The following is a 19,423-nucleotide window of genomic DNA, read 5'->3' as shown; positions in this document are numbered from 1 at the left end:
CATACTGAATCCCGTATTTTGCATTTACACAAAATATTTTATAGTGCTAAGGCATGAGTGCATGGTTCTTTTCTAAATCATGCACTATAGTCATATCCATTACATTTGTATACACTTGTGTGGTTTTAACACTTTTATGCCCCAATAATTTTTGCACCGTTGTGATGTTTACTCCATTATAAATCAATAGTGTTGCATTAGTATGGCGAGCAGTGTGAAATGAAATTTTTTTTGATAAACCAGCTAGGCGGGAAATCACAATTAAATCCTTGTTCACATTAGAGTTATCCCTTAAATGAAAGAAGCTTTGTAAGTCATCCCGATATTTGTCCAGAATAACAAGCCCTTTTCCTTCGAATAAGAGATAAAGAGGTAATCTGACTTCTGTACTCGTCTTTATGGATTTATAAATTAGCCAGGTTTCTTGACGAATCTCCACGATGTTATCGGGTGATAAACTGATAAAATCAGAATATCTCATTCCTGCATAGCAACAAAACAAGAATGCATCTAAAGTCTTTTGCAATTTAGTATATCTGCCAGCCAAGCTTAATTTCTCCAACTTCTCCAACTCTTCAGGAGATAAGTGCGTATGCTTGTTTTCTATAGTTTTAATCTTGTACTTTCGAAAAGCGTATTTTTGTATCTCCATATAATCCTTGTTGATGGCGACATTTATATGTCGCTTCAGATGCTTCATATGTTTGGCTATCGTATTTGTGTGATAACCTCTTGATTGCAAGAAATATTCAAAGGAGGATATGAATTCGAATGTTAAATCAGAAAAGGTTACATCCTTTTTGAACTGTTGTAATAATGAAAGAGTGGAGAGATGATTTCGTTTTGTGCTTTCTTTTAGAGTAGAGTTTGCTATCTCTTGCCTAAAAAAAGGAATAAAAGAGGTTTTGTTTTCGCTTGTGCTCAAAACATCCTTTAGTAACTCTAATGAAATACGCCTTCCTTGCTGCCACAATTCCAACTCTTTTTTTTCTATCATAGCCATGAACTCATATATCAATCTATTCAGCGCATCTGCATTAGGATGATTCTTCACAATAAGCTTTTTATTGTCCCACTGTTCTGGCTTTAAATAAACTTTGGTTGAAAAATACTTTTTCTTTCTGTCCAAATAGGCTTCTACTTGTACCAATGCCATTCCTTTTTTATTCAGGCTTCTTTTTCTGTTGTACACTAGATTGTAAATAATCTTACTCATTTTACTTGATTTTAATTAATACCAATAACAAATAAGACGATATTCTGTGCTCGATGGGATTAGAATAAGAATTAATATCTCTAAAAAGTGTCTTTTTGTGTTTAGCTATTAATCGGTATTTAGCCTCCGGGAACTCTCAATTTGTTTCAAAATCAGGTCCGTTCTCTGTTTTAGCGGCTTATTTATTAACCATTTTGTTTTAAAATATGTGTATTTCTTGGAAAAATCATCCTAAAAGAGAGAATCATAGTGATAGTAAACATAAGCCAGTTTAGGTTTTTTAAGTGTGAAAAATCTGTTATTAAGCATAAAGTGACATATTTAATTAACAAATTGATAGATTTACAAGGTTTTTTCAATAAAATAGTTGTTCGTTTCAGTTTTATTAATATATTTGCACTTTGTTAGAGTAAAGAAACAATTAATGTAAAGTTAAACTTTAAGAGAGAATTTATGAAAAGAAAATTAATGCTGTTATTGGCCTGTCTTTTTGTCGGAATAGGCCTAGTAACTGCCCAAACCCAGAAGGTTACAGGTGTTGTAATTTCTGAAGAAGACGGGCAGCCAGTTATTGGAGCCTCTGTATTGGTAAAAGGTACACAAATTGGTGCTATTACCGGTGTAGATGGTGATTTTACATTACCAAACGTACCAAGTTCCGCGAAAACTTTGGTGATTTCGTACATTGGTATGCAGACTCAAGAGGTTGATATTAAGCCGAATATAAAAGTATTCATGCGTTCCGATTCTGAGATGCTTGATGAGGTAATGGTGGTAGCTTACGGTACAGCAAAGAAGTCTGCTTTTACAGGTTCAGCCTCTGTGATCAAGTCTGAGACATTGGAGAAACGTCAGGTCTCCAACTTATCGAATGCACTTTCCGGTACTGTATCTGGTGTGCAGACACAAAGTACAAATGGCCAGCCGGGTACGAGTGCGACAGTTCGTATTCGTGGTATCGGTTCTATGTATGCCAGCAACAATCCTCTGTATGTAGTGGATGGTATTCCTTATGAAGGAGATATCTCCGCTGTCAATTCACAAGATATTGAATCAATGACCGTATTGAAAGATGCCGCAGCTGCTGCCTTGTATGGTGCACGTGGTGCAAACGGTGTTATTTTGGTTACTACAAAGAAAGGTAAGAGCGGTGATACGCAGATTTCTTTAGACGCCCGTTGGGGAGTCAACTCCCGCTTAGTGAAAAACTATGATGTATTGCAGAATGCAAATACCTATATGGAGACTGCATATTCTGCTTTGTATAACGGATACCTATATAATAGCGGATATACAGCAGAACGGGCTTATCAATTGGCCAATGCAGACTTGTTTCCAAAGCTGGGCTACCAAGTTTATACCATACCTGATGGACAATATCTTATTGGCCGGAACGGCAAGTTGAACCCTTATGCAACTCTGGGATATAGTGACGGTGACTATTATTATACACCGGATAACTGGTCTGATGAGATGTTCCAAAGTAATTTGCGCCAAGAGTATAATCTTAGTGTTTCTGGTGGTTCGGACAAATTAAGCTACTATCTGTCTGCCAGTTATTTGAATGATGAAGGTATTATTGAAAATTCAGGTTTCGAACGTATCTCCACTCGTATGAACGTGGATTATCAGGCTAAAAAGTGGTTGAAGCTCGGAGTTAATCTTAGCTATTCAAATGTAACAAGCCGTTCACCGGGCGATCAGGATACCGATGCTGCTACTTCTTCCGGTAATGCGTTCTTTGTTGGTAACTTTATCGCACCAATCTATCCGATGTATGTACGGAATGCAGACGGCAGTTTCCAATATAATGCCAATACTGGCTATCATGTATATGACTATGGTGATGGTTCAAGTACAAACTTCACCCGTAATTTTATGAGCATGTCCAATCCTATGAGCGGTTTCCTTTATGATACTGAAAAATATCTGATGGATATTCTGAATGGGAAATGGTATGCAAAGATTGATATCATTGACGGTTTGTCATTGACAGCTTCTTTGGGCTTGCATATTGACAACACACGCCAGCATAGTGTGGGTAACAAGTATTATGGTCAGTCGGCTTCCTATGGCGGTTCTGTTATGCAATACTCCTCACGCGTTTATTCGCTTGACCAACAATATCTGTTGAATTACAAAAAGACATTCGGCAACCATAACTTGGATATTCTTGCCGGCTATGAAAGTATGGACTTCAACACGGAAAGTCACTATATTTTAGGATATAACATGTATAGTGACAAGAACTGGACTGCATCTAATGTTATCGACCGCAAGAATGGTTCTGGCAGTTACAATGAATATGCCACAATCGGTATCATTACACGTGCCAGCTACGATTTCAATGAAAAATATTATGGTAGTGTTTCTTATCGTCGTGATGCTTCTTCACGCTTCCATCCGGATAACCGTTGGGGTAACTTCTGGAGTGTGAGTGCAGCATGGGATATGGCAAAAGAAAACTTTATCAGTCAATACGATTGGATCAACATGCTGAAGCTGAAGGCTTCTTTCGGTCAGCAGGGTAATGACAACCTCTATTATAAGGGATATACAAACTACTATCCGTATCTGGATCAGTTCACGGTTAGCGGGTCTGACGGTGTATTCTCTGATGGTGTGCTCTACTACAAGGGGAGCAAAGATATCACTTGGGAAACATCCAATTCATTCAATGTAGGTGTGGATTTCGCTCTTTTGGGAGGACGTATTGACGGTACAATCGAATACTTCAACCGCCAGACTAAGGATATGTTGTATTATAAACCGGTAGCGATGTCTAACGGTTATACCCAACTTCCTATGAATATCGGTTCGGTACGCAACTCCGGTGTGGAAATTGAATTGAACTATACTCCTATTGAAACTAATGATTTAAAGTGGGTGATCAATTGGAATGGAACATTGATGAAAAATAAGATTCTTGAGCTGCATCCGGATTTGAAAGGAGAGATGATTGATGGTTCCTATATTTATCGTGAAGGTGAATCTTTGTACCAGATGTATTTGACAAAATATGCAGGGGTAGATCCTGATTCCGGCGAAGCTCTGTATTGGGCAAAGGACGAAAACGGTGTAGAGTATAAGGATAAAGATTGGTCTGCTGCCTACAATTCCAATAGACAAGCTTCCGGTGACCTGTTGCCTACTATCTATGGCGGTGTCGGTACAACATTGGAGTTCCGTGGCTTTGATTTCTCCATCCAGTGTGCTTATCAGTTGGGTGGTACGATTTATGATAGTGGCTATCAAGCTTTCATGCATGGCGGTGACTCCCACTACATGGGATATAATTGGCACAAGGATATCTTGAATGCATGGACACCGGAGAATAGAAATACCAATATTCCGCGTGTAGATGCCATTGATAAATACACCAACTCTTCATCAGACCGTTGGTTGACAAGTTCTGATTATTTCTCTATCAACAACATCACCCTGGGCTATACTTTACCTAAGAGATGGTTGAGAAGTCTGGGTATCGGAAGCTTGCGTATTTACGGTGCGGCTGACAATGTGGCTCTTTTCTCTGCCCGTAAAGGGCTTGATCCACGTATGAGCTACACAACAGCTTCTACAGATAGATATACGCCTATACGTACTATTTCCGGCGGTTTGAAAGTAACATTCTGATAATAGTTCAATAATAAAATACAGAAAAAATATGAAGAAATTATATAAGATAACACCGTATGTTATGCTCGGTTTGATGGTAGCTGGATGTACAGATCTGGATACAGAACCGCTGAGTTCGACTATTACATCTAACCAAAAGGAAGAAGTTGTTGAATCTGATCCTTCCAGATTGGAAGCCAGCGTAGCAGCCGTGGCTGCAAATTTCACCCAATATGCCAAAATCTACACAGAAGATGACAATGTGCATAGTGATATAGGTTATCCGACCATTATGCTGGCCACGGAATCAAGAGGTACGGACATGGTGGCAGATATTACTGGTTATAACTGGTATTCCAATTCAGCCGATTACAGTGACTGCTTGAATACAAGTACAGCTACCATTGAATTCTGGGGTACATTGTACAATCAGATTTTTACAGCCAATAACGTAATCGGTACTGTAGATAACGAAACTGAAGATCCTACGTTACAATATTATCTGGCGCAGGCATTAGCTGTCCGTGCTTTTGACTATTTTACGTTGATACAGTTGTATCAGTTCAATTACAAAGGACATGAGAGCGCTATGGGTATGCCTTTGATTACAGAGCAGAATGCAACAGAAGTTGCAGCCAATGGCTGCGCCCGTTCTACTGTGCAAGAAACTTATGATTTTATCTTGGCAGACCTGAATAAAGCTATTGAGCTGCTGACAGCCACTACAAAAGAACGTGATGACAAGCGCTATGTCAGCTTGGATGTCGCTTACGGTATCCGTGCCCGTGTCTATCTGGCAATGCACAACTATGCGGAAGCTTTAAAGGATGCGGAAGCTGCACTGGCCAAAACTACTGCCACTCCATACTCCCGTGCTGATGTAAGCAAGCCTTCATTCATTAATATCGAAGACAATTCATGGATGTGGGGTATCTTGATTACAGAACAGGACCGTGTAAGTACAACCGGTATTTGTAATTTCCCTTCACATATGGGCTCTTTGAATTATGGTTATGCTTCTGTAGGTGGATGGCGTAGAATCAGTCCGAAACTCTATAGTGAGATTCCTGCCAGTGATGTCCGCAAGGGATGGTTCCTGAACGGTGAAGGTGTATCTGCCAATTTGCCTGCTGCGGCCCAAACATACATTACTGGGAAAAAGGCACCTGCCTATACACAAGTAAAGTATGGGGTGCTGAATGACCAATGGGGAACTGACAACAATGCTACGGATATAATATTGATGCGTGTTGAGGAAATGTATCTTATCAAGGCTGAGGCACAAGCTATGAGTGGTAATGTTAGTGGCGGTGTATCTACCCTTAACTCGTTTGTTACTGCATATCGTGACCCGTCTTATCAGTGTACAGCCACTACACCGGAAGCTGTGCAGGAAGCTGTTTGGCAACAACGTCGTCTTGAATTCTGGGGAGAAGGTATGGCATATTTTGATATTATGCGTCTGAACAAGGGAGTCAACCGTTTAGGCTGCGGCTTCCCGACTACTGCCGTATTTAATATTACAGCAGGTGATCCGGTTCAGATTTACAGTATTCCTAATAAGGAAGTACAATATAACCCATTATTGGAGAACAATCCGCTGGTTTCGGCACCTACACCAATACCTGATGTAGAATAATGTATATGTTAACTATTAAAAATATGGAATATGAAATATATAAATAAGATACTTAGTCTGTTTGTCATCGCACTGATAGCTACCTCTTGCGATCCTGATGCAGAAAGTTATACTCCGGGTGAACTGGAAGACGGTAATCAAGGCATCTGCTTTGTGGGCAATTACACCCAAACAGTGGAAGTTGAGCCGGGAATAACCTCTTTTGATTTAACTTTGACACGCTCCTTGACAGATGCTGCCGGTACGGTTGATGTTACTGTGATAAATAATGAAGAGAATATATTTGTATGCCCTTCCACTGTATCATTTGCTGCTGGAGAGAAAACAGCCAAGTTGACAGTTGAAACACCGTCAGCTGCCGAGGGTATCACTTATAATCTACAACTGGCTTTGAGTGGTAATGATGTCAGCAACTATTCTTCCGGATACCATGAAATATCAGTAAATTTTGCTATCTTGAAGTGGGAATCTATCGGTACCGGATACTATTTGGACGGTACAGTTGCTAATTTCTTTGGCGTAGATCCGTCTGTTCCGATGGCTGTGGAAATTGAAAAAACTACAACTGCTACCAGTACACGTTTCCGTTTTGACAGTCCGTTTGCCAAAGTTGCGACTGCACAAGATGAGGTTGGCGGTTTCAACGGTTATCCCTTTAATGAAGAGGCTGATGTAGTTCCAGGTGAATATACTTTCGTAATTGATGTGACTAAAGAAGGTGCTTCTTTGAAACCGGTTCAATATGGTATGGATTGGGGATATGGTATGTTCAGCGGTGGTTCTGTATATGGCAACCTATCTACTAATATAAATTCTTATCCTTTGGGAGTTTATAATGAAAAGGCCGGTAGTATTACCTTCCCAGCCAATTCGTTGTACGTAAGTATGGCTGACTATCAAGACGGTGGTGCATATCCTTGTACCAACCCGTCTTATCTCTACTTGAGTGCGGAAGCATACCTTAACTCTTTGGAGACAGAGTAATTTGAAAATTAAAAAAATTACATAAGAAAAGCCGGTTCACACAAAGGGCCGGCTTTTTACTTTAAATATTGATTCGTAGAGATTGAATCGTTAATTTACAGTTTTTCTTTATCCTCTGCCAACAAAAAGTTTCGCAGTGAAATCTGTTTAATTCCTTTGTAATTTCCCCCGCTTTGCATTTCATCCATTGTTACCACATATTTGGGGTAATTGTCTGCTATTTCCAAAAGATTGCCAAATTCTCGCCTAACAGTTGCATCATCGGGAAGCATATACGCTACTTGAATATAGATTTTATGGTCGTCTTTGGAAGCAATGAAATCAATTTCTTTATTACCACTCTTTCCGACATATACTTCATATCCATATCTTAACAAATCAATGCATACTACATTTTCCATTAACTTGTTGATGTCTTTTCGAAAATCGAAATGCTGTATGGAATTATGCAATCCTAAATCTTCAAAATAATATTTCTCACCAATCTCAAAGATTTTCATCCCTTGGATTTCAGCTCGTTGAATTTTGTAAATAAAGAAACTATTGCACAGTGCCTTTAGATAGTTCAGAATTGTCTGCGTAGGAATGTTGACGTGTTGCGACTTTAAATATTTACTAATATTCTGGGCAGAAAAAAGAGAACCGGTATTATCTATCAGATAAGCTACGAGATTTTCCAAAAAAGAGACATTCCGGATTGATTCACGTGCAACCACATCTTTTAGTAGGATAGTAGAGTAAACATTTCTCAAATACTCGAATATGACATTCTTGTCCATTGTTAGATTATGAATGTATGGCATACCTCCGAATGTAAGATAGAGTTTTAAACTTTCGGTGGAATCTTGACATTGATTGAAAGTTAAGAATTCCCCGTAGCTAAGTGAATGAATGGGAAATTCTATATATCTTCCTGCCAATTGAGTAGCAAGTTCACTGGACAGCATTTTAGCATTACTTCCGGTGCAATAGATATCGCATTTATTTTCGTTCAATAAACTCCGCAGACACAATTGGAATTCTTCAATCTCTTGGATTTCATCTACAAAAAGATAGTTATGATTATGCCCAGTAACCTTCTTTAAAACATATTGATAAAGATCCATGTAGTTCCTAATTTCCGTGAAGGCAAGTTGCTCTTTATCTACAAAAATGATATTGGCTTCCGGTATGTTTTTCTTTATGATATCTGATATCTGCAAAAGAATGTAGCTTTTACCTATCCTACGTTGGCCGGTTATTACTTTTATTATACTTTTATCAATAAACGGTTCAATTCTCCTTATGTATAAAGGGCGGGAGATATAATTTTTCATATTCAAACATGATTTAGTTTATATACAAAGATATAAAATATTTCAATTATAATTGAATCTTGCCGTATATATTATATATTCATCAATTATAAATAACATATGTAAAGCAAATATTTCTCAACAAAAAAATATTTTGGAACTTTTATGGATAAAATTTATCTTTCAAGATAAATTCCTCTATATAATCTATCGTTATTCTTGAATAAAAAACATTTATTGGGTTAATTAGTACATCACCAATTAAAAGAGTAGAATGAAATGTTACAATAACGCGCTCATTATCAGCTTTTAATTATTCAAAACGGTATGAAATGGGTACTTCGAGCCACTTACCTCCCTTTGCCATATACCTTTATAGATAATATACAATAGAATAAACTCTGTTCTATAGCAAACGTAAACAATTGTTTTTTAGCAATATACACTTATTGTAGTTCCGCGAAAACTCTGGTGATTTCGTACATCGGTATGAAGACTCAAGAAGTGGTAATCAAACCGAGCGTAAAAGTGGTTATGATTCCTGATACAGAGATACTTGATGAAGTAACAGTAGTGGCTTATGGCACTAAACGTAAACAAGATTTGGTGGGTTCTATCAGCAGTGTAAAGAATGAGATTATCAGTAATTCACAAGCTACATCCGTGTCCAATGCACTAGAAGGAGCTGTGGCTGGTTTGCAAGTTGTAAGTTCTTCCGGCCAGCCGGGACAAGATGCCAATATCGTATTACGCGGTATCGGTTCTATTTCGGCCAGCAACAATGCACTGATCGTAGTAGATGGTGTGCCCTTCAACGGCAAGTTGTCGGACATCAACCCTACAGACATTGCTTCAGTGAACGTGTCGAAAGATGCTGTATCCAACTCTTTGTATGGTTCCCGTGCAGCAGGTGGTGTGGTCATGATTACTACCAAGACCGGACGCAAAGACAAGGTGGCCATCAACTTTAACGGCTCCTGGGGGGTGGCACAGCGTGCGTACAAGGACTATGATATGGCTACTGATCCGGGAGAGTTCTACCGTTTGTCTTGGTATGGTCTTCGTAACACCTATTGGGCAGCCGGAAACTCCATTGAAGAATCTAACTTGGCAGCCAGCCAGGATTTGCTGGGCGAACTGGGTAATTACAATGCTTACATCATCCCGCAGGGAGAGTATCTGGTAACCCCCGATGGGAAACTTAATCCCAATGCACGTCCGCGTTATAATGATTCGTTTGCCGATGCCTTGTTCGACAATGCCTTCCGTCAAGAGTACAATGTATCTGCATCGGGTGGTAATGACCGCACAGATTACTATGTATCTATGGGCTTTCTGGACAATGACTCTTATGTGCTAGGTTCTTCTTATGAGCGCTTTACGGCTCGTGCCAACGTTAACTCTCAGTTGAAATCCTGGTTGAAGGTAGGTACCAATGTAGGCTATTCCAAAGCAACTCAGAATGGTGTACAAGAGAATGCCGGAGCTGCCTCCAATCCTTTTGAGGTGGCACGCTCTTGGGCTCCCATCTTCCCGGTTCATGCCTATGATGCAGAAGGTAATATGAAATATTATGAGGACGGAAGTCCTATGTATGATGCCGGAAACGGTGAGACAGACGGTACATCTAAACGTCCTACGGCTACTAACCAGAATGTGATAGCCAATATGAAAGAGGATATTCGTGAAACTGTGTACAATAATCTGACTTCACGCTCGTATCTGGAAATCTCGTTCTTGAAGAATTTCAAGTTTACAGCAAACTACAGTTATGATTTCACGAACAGTAGCCAGACAGTATTCTACACTCCGCTCATCGGTGACGGACAGTCTTTCGGTGGTCGTGGTACAAAAGGAAGCTACAACACTACGACTACCAACTTCAACCAGATTCTGGCCTACAGCAATGTTTTTGGCGATAACCACCACTTGTCGGCCAAGATAGGTCACGAGTACTATAAGTATGAATATCAGTATTTAGCAGGACAGAAGACCAATTTCTTTAATCCGAACAATCCGGAACTGGACAACGGTGGACAAATGCAATACATTAACAGCTACACGGCAAACCATAACATCGAGGGGTATTTCGGTATGGCAGACTACGACTATAGCAACAAATATTATCTTTCTGCAGCCTTCCGTCGCGACGGTACTTCCCGCTTCTTGGACCGCTGGGGTAATTTCTGGTCGGTAGGTGCCGCTTGGCGTATTTCCAACGAAGCATTCATGGAGGGTACAAACTCTTGGTTGAACGACTTGAAACTGCGTGCGTCTTATGGTACCCAAGGTAATGAAAGCATCCTTTCGGAGTATGACTATGCCTATGTGTACACGCCTTATCAAGACCAATACACAGTTACTTGGAATGGTTCAGAGTTGGGTTATTCACCGGAATTCTACGGTAATCCGGACTTGACTTGGGAAAAGCAGAAGACTTTTGACGTGGGAGTAGATTTCCGTCTATTCGACAGAGTATACGGTTCATTCGAATATTTTTATCGTCGTACAGACGATATGCTCTTCAAGCGCCCTGTAGCTTACTCTACAGCCGGACGTCCGTATAATTGGGAAAACCTGGGTGCGATGAAAAACACTGGTATAGAGTTTGAAGTGAATGTGGATATTTTCAATCAGCCCGACCTAAAGTGGACGGTATCGCTCGTGGGATCTCACTACAAGAACCGCATCGTGACACTGCCCGAAGAAAACCGTGAAAATGGTATCACTTCCGGTCCGTTCAACCTGCGCGAAGGTAAGAGCCGCTTTGAATACTATACTTATATGTATGCCGGCATGGACGAAAAAGGAAATGCCATGTGGTACATGGATGAGACAAACGAGAAAGGGGAAGTGACAGGCCGTACTACCACCACCACTTATGCAGACGCAACCCGCTACTTCATTGGAAAATCTGCACTGCCCGATTTCAACGGTGGTTTGAGCACTACTTTCTCTTACAAGGGAATCGACCTTTCTATAGCAACGGCTTTCCAAATTGGTGGCTATGCTTATGACTATTCTTATCTGTCCGGCATGAGCTCTTCATTCTACGTAGGTCATAATAAGGATATGTGGAAAACATTCAACCCTGAGACCGGTCAAGGTTCACTTCCTATTTGGAATGCTGACAATGCTTCCAACTCTTTCACTCAGCAATCAGACCTCAATCTGATAAAGGCCAGCTACTTCAGCATCCGTAACATCACTTTGGGCTACACATTGCCGAAGAACCTGATGCAGAAATTGGGTGTTGAGAAACTGCGTATCTATGCTACGGCAGATAATCTCGGCTTGTGGTCCAAACGTCAGGGATTTGACCCTCGTGTGGCAATGGCTGGTTCTGATGATGAATATGGAGGCTATTCTCCGATGCGTGTGATTTCCGGAGGTATCAACCTTACATTCTAAACTAAAAAATAAAATTGTATATGAAGATAATGAAATATATGATGCAGGTGCTTCTTGTTGGGGGCCTGCTTACATCTTGCATTGAAGATGCTGATGTTACCGCTTATTTGACTGAAGACCAACTGGGCAATGTGGCTCAGGAAGATCCTGATAAGGCTTTTTCAGCTGCTGTGGCAGGTATGTATACTGATATGCAACAGTATGTTGACGTCAATATGAGTCACAACTATTTCGGTCAAAAGAGTTTTGATTACTTAACATCGCTGATGGGCAACGATATGATTATGACCGGACGTTTCGCCATGAGTATGTATCATTATTTGCTGGATTACTGGCAACAGAACTATACTCCGACCAACAACCGTTGGAAAGAGTACTATCGCGTCATAGCCAATGCCAACAATATCCTCAAGCTGATTGACCCCAGCAGTGAAGATCCCGCCAATTTGAAATATCGTGCCATTGCCCTTGGTTTCCGTGGCTATGCCTACTTACAACTGACTTACTTATATCAGCATTCCTACTATACCGGTGCGGATGGAACGAAATGGGGCCGTGGAGAGAAATATGACTTCTCCCAGTTTCCGTGTGTACCGCTTATTACAGAGGATACAGAAGGTGACCAGCCACGTGCTACTGTAGCCCAAATCTATGAACAAATCAAGAGTGACCTTACTACTGCTTTCGACTTGTTCAAAGATTTGGATATGACGCGTACTTCCTCACCCACTGATATGGATGGCTGCGTGGTAGCTATGCATTTGGCTCGTGCGAACATGGTTATCCATGAATGGGATGAGGCGATAAAGTATGCGCAAGTGGTGATTGATAATTTCCCTATATTGCAGAGTGAAGACCAGATACTCCAGGGATTCAGTAATATCAGCTTGCCGGATGTAGTATTCGGTAGCGATGTTACAGCAGACAATAGTACAACTTATATGTCTTTCTTCTCGCAGATGGATACTTATGGCGATGGTTATGCCGGCATCGGTGTATGGCGCGCTGCCTTTAAGCCATTAGTAGACCGTATCGCGGATACTGATATCCGTCTGCAATGGTTCTGCTGCGACCGCTCTACTGGTGTAACAGATGCTTCCGGTAATCGTATAACATTGATTCGTGACACTCAGTCTCCAGTTGCCGTGGAATACCAAGCTGTAAAATTTATCGGTACAGGTCGTGATAACATCAAGGCCGGTGTGTTCAGCGGATGGGAGCTGGGAGATTATATTTACCTGCGTTCAGAAGAAGCTTACATGATAAAAATGGAAGCTTTGGCTCACAAGGGTTCTGTAGAAGCAGTGACTGAACTGAATAGCTTTATGAAGACTCGCCAGCCCGATTATAATTACACTTTCACGAACAAGGCTGACCTGATAGAGGAAATCATTTATCAGAAACGTGTAGAGTTCTGGGGTGAAGGTTTGGAATATATTGATAATCGTCGTTTGAATATTCCTGTAGATCGTACAGATGAAACTTGGGGCGCAGAAAATAATAATCACTTCTCTGCCGGTAAGTTCCGTTATAACCAAGAAGACAGGCCGTTCCTTTACCAATTACCTCTCTCTGAAATAGAGAATAATTCTCAGCTTTCTCCGAGTGACCAGAATTAATACTTCAAAGGACATGTTATACGGAAAAATGACACAGAAGCGCTATCTGTGCAGACTAATCAAGTTGCATTACCCCAACAATAATAATGCGGCAATTATGATGATTCATCCGGTTGAACATACCGGAATTTCATAATAAAGTGTTTTTGAGAAGCCACTCATTGTGAAATGGGTGGCTTTTCTTCTCTTAATCCTACAAAAGACTTCAGGGGAAGTGTTATTTCAAGATTACATATCTTCCAAAAAAAACCCTTTATAAGAAACAGAGCAGTTTTCCCATTCTTTGTTGATTGTGAGAAAATATTCTCCTTTTTTCTTCAATATCCCCCAATCTATCCGTTCATTATTGTGTTCAATTTTTACCTATTCGTAAAATGAAAAAATACAATGCCGGTCTTCCATCCGTTGGCTTCAATAAAAGTGAGGTCTTACCGATACGCCTAAAACCGTCATTTACGATTCTTCTTGAGACTGTTCTGCTATATTCTTTAAAACTGCCAATTCTTTTTTCGACTATAGAATTTCATAATATACCTTATCATTTTACACCAAGTCCACTATTATCGTAATGCACATTACGATAATACCAATTAGAGACGATAATTTGTATAAAATGAATTTCTCCTTGAACTTTTACACAAGAAACTATAAAGTAATTTATTAAGCTCCTTTAGAAATGATCTCATAAGTTCATTAGTTTTTTATACAGCAAACACAGATTTCCTATATTTGAAATAGGAATAAACTAATATTTATCTCTATCTGAAATGGGAATGGTTATTCTGTAATTTGAAATAGTATTTACATGAAATGCAATATTCTTATGGATGAAATAAGTAATACAAGTAAATATTCAACGAAAAATAAACAAATAATAGATATTGACATAATTACCCATTCTTTTAAAAAGAGGAATACTAATTTTACAACCGTAGTACATTAATTGATACTCAAACAGCTATTAATCAAAATATTACATTTATTAATGGTATCACATAAGTAAGGTTTTGTTTATTGTAGACCCATATAGGACAGCTTTGAAAAGAGTATTCCTTGTTTTAGCCAATTCTTTGACTTATTGTATATTCTTTATTATCAATATATTATACACATTGTAGTTCCGCGAAAACTCTGGTGATTTCGTACATTGGTATGAAAACTCAAGAAGTAAGTATTAGGGCAAATATGAAAGTATCAATGAAGCCCGATACTGAAGTTCTAGACGAAGTGGTGGTTACTGGCTATGGGGTACAACGAAAGGCATCGTTTACCGGAGCAGCAGCAGTTGTAGGCAAGGATGTCCTTGCTAAAAAAACTGATGCTAATTTCGTAAAAGCATTGGAAGGTGCAGTACCTGGTATCCAGATGAACAATTCAACTAGTATGCCAGGTATATGGGGATCTATCTATGTACGTGGTCGGGGTTCACTCAATTCAGGGACTCAGCCACTCTATGTTATTGACGGTATGCCGGTTGATTCTGATACCGATGATAATTCACTTACTTACTCTACAAATAATACAATAGATCCGATGTCTTCGCTTAATCCTGCTGATATCGAAAGTATTACGGTATTGAAGGATGCAGCGGCTACTGCTATCTATGGTTCACGCGCCGCTAATGGAGTAATTGTTGTTACCACTAAAAAAGGTGCGGAAGGCAAATTCAACATTAACCTCGATATTAAACAAGGATTTGTTACTACTGCCAATAACAATATGGATTTTGCTAATGCACAGCAAACTATGAAACTTTTCACTGATGGCTACACTGCAGCACAAGGAGGAGATTGGCAGGAAAATTACAATTACTTGGCAGATGATTACTTTGGCTGGGATCGTAAATCTTCCTACGACTGGATGGATGCTATCTCTCGTAAAGGTTATTATCAAGATTACAATTTGAATATGCAAGGACGTACCGGTTCCACTGGTTATTATGTCGGTTTAGGCTATTTGAACACAGAAGGCCTAATCATTGGATCTGATTTAGAACGTTTTTCTGGACGCCTCAATTTGGATACAAAATTTAAATGGGCTACTTTGGGGGTGAATTCATCATATAGCTATACTACACAAAACGGTTTTTCCTTATCCACAGCCGGTTCTATGAGTAGCCCTCTTACAGCAGCTGTTTCCAGCCAAACTCCTATGGACCCTTTTTACGACTCAGAAGGCAATTATGCTAATATCAATAATTATAATCCATTAGCATTAATGGATGAGAAGACCGGTGAGTTAAATCAAAGTAATACTCAAATGGTGAATTTGAATCCTTATTTCCAAATAGATTTTGGTAAGGGAATCTATGCAAAAACAACATTAGGAGTAAATATCAATGAACTGCGTCAATATCAATATTGGAGTGCACTTTATAACCCGCAAGCTCAAGATTATAATGGCTTAGGACAGCAATATAATTCAAAGAGTACGGTTGTTACTTGGAATAATATTATTGGTTGGAATTATAAATTTGCCGACAAACATGATATTAGCCTGATGTTGGGTCAAGAAATGCAAAAGAAGAGTTATTTCTATGAATATTATGCTAAATCTGATTTTCCGTTTGCTGCTTCTGGTATGCGTGACCTTACAACTGCTGGTACTGACCAGGGAAATGAGTATTACAAGCAAGAGGCGCGTTTAGCGTCTTATTTCGCGGATGTGCACTATTCCTATGCTGATAAATATTATCTTTCTGGTTCTTTCCGCCGTGACGGTTCATCTGTATTCGGTACAGACAATCGTTGGGGTAATTTTTGGTCAGTAGGTGGTAAATGGCGTATTTCGGGGGAAGAGTTCCTGAGTGAAAACGAAATCATAACAAATGCTACGCTTCGTGCGTCTTATGGTACAGTAGGTAATCAGGATATTAGCTGGTATGCTGCCCGTGGATTTTATTCATCAGGATACAATTACAATCAAATGCCCGGTATGAGACCGACAAGTATCCCTAATCCTGAATTGACATGGGAGGTTTCTAAGAAATTTGATATTGGTTTTGACCTTTCATTCCTGCAACGTATTCATTTGACCTTCGATTTCTATAACGAAGAAACTTCTGATGCCTTGTTTGAAATACCTTTGTCTATGACTACCGGTATCTCAAAAACTTATCAGAATATCGGTTCTATCCGTAATCGGGGTATTGAGTTCTCGATAAATACTTCCATCATTCAAAATAATGATTTAAATTGGAACTTCTTCGCCAATCTGACATGGAACAAGAACGAAGTAATAAAGCTATCTACTGATGACCCTCTAGAATATACATATCAAATCATTGAACAAGGACATCCTTACAGCCAGTTCTACATGAAAGAATATGTAGGTATAGATCATGAGACCGGTAAACCATTATGGTACCTTAATAAAGAAGGTGACGAAACTACATCTGATTACAATGCAGCTGCCAAACGATACGTAGGGGATGCCGACCCCAAGGTATTGGGAGGCTTTGGAACCAATCTTACATGGAAAGGAGTTGATTTCAACCTTAACTTCAATTACCGTTTAGGAGGAAAAGTCTATAATTCAGGAGCTGCTTTTACCGGCTTTGGTATGGCATTCCGTACACCGCTTGAGGATGTAGCCCTTAACTCATGGACGCCTGAGAATAAGAACGCTAAATATCCTCAATATATTTACCGTGATCCCAATAACGCTACAGCTACATCTTCCCGTTATCTTTATAGTGGCAACTACCTGCGTATCAGTAATGTTACATTGGGATATACACTACCTAAGACATGGACGCAAAAAGCATTTATCCAGAAGCTACGCGCCTATGTATCAGTAGATAATCTCTATACATTTACAGCAAGTGATTTTGTAGGATATAATCCAGAGACTTCTGCTAATGGTGTCATTGCATGGCAATATCCTGCTACGTGTACCTTCATCGGAGGTATTCAGCTCACCTTCTAAAAGATAGTATAACAGTAATTAAAAGCAATATATGAGTATGAAAAAGAATATATTAAAGACATTCATCATATTAGCCTTAGGAGCTGGTATTTCAGGATGCGGAAATAGTTTCCTAGAAACCAACTACTACAAAGGCATTGATGTGGAAACGGGATTGTCTACGGTTGACAATATCTCGACGGCACTTAATGGTACTTACTATGATTTGTTCTATTACTATTTTGCCGGAAATTATGCAATCAATATCGGTGATATTCCAACTGATATAAGTTATTGGAATGGTAAAACCGGACACTTTGATGGTATATACACTTATACTTATACAGATACAGACACCTACCTGAAAGCAATTTGGGAATATGGTTACAAGACTGCTGATAATGCAGCCCGTGTTATTGAGGCTTCTAAAGCTCTTTACGAAAATGTCGCAGCAGAAGAAAAGTCTGAACTAGATCGCTGTATGGCTGAAGCCTATGCTTTGCGTGGGTATGCACAATTAATGTTAGTCAATGTCTATGCTCATCAAGTAAAAGTGAATGGTACTGACCATTCATCTGCTCCCGGCATCGTATTGATAGACAAACCTATTGAAGCTCTTTCTCAGGTTAGCCGTTCGACAGTTGGACAAAGTTATGAAGCTATTGTATCGGATTTCAACTTGGCAATAATGCACTTTGATGCCGCTGGGGGTGATAGGCAATCCTTGGTATTTTTCAATAAAGCTGCTGTATATGGTTTGTTGGCACGTACACATTTGTATTTGGAAGATTGGGACAAGGCAATGCAATATGCACAAATTGCTCTTGACGAAAAAGGAATTGCCGAATTAACCTATGGTACCGCTAAATACAAGGCATTGTATAATAACGAGGCATCCAACACTGAAAGTATGTTTGCATTAGCCATTACCCAAACAGACAACTGGTCGGCTAATTCGTGCGGTACATTGTGGTCTAGTTACAACTATAGTCCGAGTCCTAAATTGCAAGCCCTTTATGGTAAAAACGATTGTCGTACAAGTATCTTCGAATGGGATGCTAAATCTTCTCCAACTGTGCCTATATTCAAAGCTGGTAAATTTTCACATTATGATTCTGGTAACCCTGCTTATGGAACCAATTATATTGTGAATGCTCCTGAAATGTTTCTAATAATCGCAGAAGCAAACTTAAAAGGTTCAAACGGCAGTTTAACCAAAGCACAAAATGCCCTGCTAACAGTAGCTAAGCGTAATGCAGATATTACATCTGTATCTGATTTGCCTGCTACATCTGATGGCTTAATGAAATTCCTTAAGGACGAACGTGCGCGAGAATTATTTCAAGAAGGTTTACGTTTGTATGACTTAAGACGTTGGGACGAAAATGCAGAGGTATATGCTGCTAAAGCCCCTACTGTATCATTCACTTATACTAACTACAAAATCTCCAATTTGGTATTCCCCATTCCAAGTGCAGAAATAAATGCAGGTTTTGGAGTTGAACAAAATGATTGGTCAAGTACTTTACCGAGGTAAATCGTTGGAACTTGTAAATAACGCAATTCGATTATAAAATCGGATTTTATAAATAAAGTGTTTTTGAAGAGGTTGTGTCTTTTGTGACACAACCTCTTTTTTTATTCTAGACTCTCGCAACAACAATCAACTTTTAAAAAACAATAACTATCAATTATCCATAATCTTATAAAAATATCGTATGTTTGCAATTAGATA

Annotated in this window: 9 protein-coding genes; 7 read left to right on the top strand and 2 right to left on the bottom strand. The window is 39.4% G+C overall.

Annotated elements, in window-relative coordinates; genetic code table 11:
• Window positions 1–46 precede the first annotated feature (46 nt).
• Complete coding sequence (locus DW896_RS20475; RefSeq protein WP_119993739.1) at window positions 47–1,216, bottom strand: site-specific integrase; 1,170 nt, start codon at window positions 1,214–1,216, stop codon at window positions 47–49.
• Between the two features lie 453 nt (window positions 1,217–1,669).
• Between DW896_RS20475 and DW896_RS20470 the strand changes: the two genes are divergently transcribed.
• The 3 genes from DW896_RS20470 to DW896_RS20460 are packed head-to-tail and all read left to right on the top strand — an operon-like array spanning window position 1,670 to window position 7,457.
• On the top strand, window positions 1,670–4,852 hold the full coding sequence (locus DW896_RS20470) for a TonB-dependent receptor (protein ID WP_240053884.1): 3,183 nt from the start codon (window positions 1,670–1,672) through the stop codon (window positions 4,850–4,852).
• Window positions 4,853–4,883: 31 nt separating this feature from the next.
• Entirely contained in the window at window positions 4,884–6,473 is a 1,590-nt protein-coding gene (locus DW896_RS20465; protein ID WP_117713634.1) for a RagB/SusD family nutrient uptake outer membrane protein, read from the top strand.
• 30 nt (window positions 6,474–6,503) lie between these two features.
• Entirely contained in the window at window positions 6,504–7,457 is a 954-nt protein-coding gene (locus tag DW896_RS20460; RefSeq protein WP_005824271.1) for a hypothetical protein, read from the top strand.
• Between the two features lie 95 nt (window positions 7,458–7,552).
• Here the strand turns inward: DW896_RS20460 and DW896_RS20455 are convergent, their stop codons facing one another.
• Entirely contained in the window at window positions 7,553–8,773 is a 1,221-nt protein-coding gene (locus DW896_RS20455; RefSeq protein WP_008665782.1) for an ATP-binding protein, read from the bottom strand.
• Window positions 8,774–9,220: 447 nt separating this feature from the next.
• On the opposite strand from DW896_RS20455, the gene DW896_RS20450 reads away from it, so the two are divergent.
• From DW896_RS20450 to DW896_RS20430, 4 genes are all read left to right on the top strand, one after another.
• Window positions 9,221–12,163 carry a SusC/RagA family TonB-linked outer membrane protein gene (locus tag DW896_RS20450; protein ID WP_081029003.1) on the top strand — a complete coding sequence of 981 codons (2,943 nt, stop codon included), beginning with the start codon at window positions 9,221–9,223 and terminating at the stop codon, window positions 12,161–12,163.
• 20 nt (window positions 12,164–12,183) lie between these two features.
• Window positions 12,184–13,782, top strand: a complete 1,599-nt coding sequence (locus DW896_RS20445; protein ID WP_057253214.1) for a RagB/SusD family nutrient uptake outer membrane protein — start codon at window positions 12,184–12,186, stop codon at window positions 13,780–13,782.
• A 1,077-nt stretch (window positions 13,783–14,859) separates the two neighbouring features.
• Window positions 14,860–17,709, top strand: coding sequence for a TonB-dependent receptor (locus tag DW896_RS20435; protein ID WP_195646332.1), 2,850 nt, complete (start codon window positions 14,860–14,862; stop codon window positions 17,707–17,709).
• 37 nt (window positions 17,710–17,746) lie between these two features.
• Window positions 17,747–19,225, top strand: coding sequence for a RagB/SusD family nutrient uptake outer membrane protein (locus DW896_RS20430; protein ID WP_022402279.1), 1,479 nt, complete (start codon window positions 17,747–17,749; stop codon window positions 19,223–19,225).
• The last annotated feature ends 198 nt before the right edge of the window (window positions 19,226–19,423 follow it).

Source organism: Bacteroides sp. AM41-16 (assembly GCF_003603495.1).
In the GTDB taxonomy this organism is placed as follows: domain Bacteria; phylum Bacteroidota; class Bacteroidia; order Bacteroidales; family Bacteroidaceae; genus Bacteroides; species Bacteroides uniformis.
This window is presented reverse-complemented; position numbering and strand designations above follow the sequence as displayed.

Excerpts from the sequence above, each read along its gene's own strand:
- DW896_RS20475 (WP_119993739.1), bottom strand. The coding sequence starts at position 1,216 with ATGAGTAAGATTATTTACAATCTAGTGTACAACAGAAAAAGAAGCCTG.
- DW896_RS20470 (WP_240053884.1), top strand. The coding sequence starts at position 1,670 with ATGAAAAGAAAATTAATGCTGTTATTGGCCTGTCTTTTTGTCGGAATA.
- DW896_RS20465 (WP_117713634.1), top strand. The coding sequence starts at position 4,884 with ATGAAGAAATTATATAAGATAACACCGTATGTTATGCTCGGTTTGATG.
- DW896_RS20460 (WP_005824271.1), top strand. The coding sequence starts at position 6,504 with ATGAAATATATAAATAAGATACTTAGTCTGTTTGTCATCGCACTGATA.
- DW896_RS20455 (WP_008665782.1), bottom strand. The coding sequence starts at position 8,773 with ATGAAAAATTATATCTCCCGCCCTTTATACATAAGGAGAATTGAACCG.
- DW896_RS20445 (WP_057253214.1), top strand. The coding sequence starts at position 12,184 with ATGAAGATAATGAAATATATGATGCAGGTGCTTCTTGTTGGGGGCCTG.
- DW896_RS20430 (WP_022402279.1), top strand. The coding sequence starts at position 17,747 with ATGAAAAAGAATATATTAAAGACATTCATCATATTAGCCTTAGGAGCT.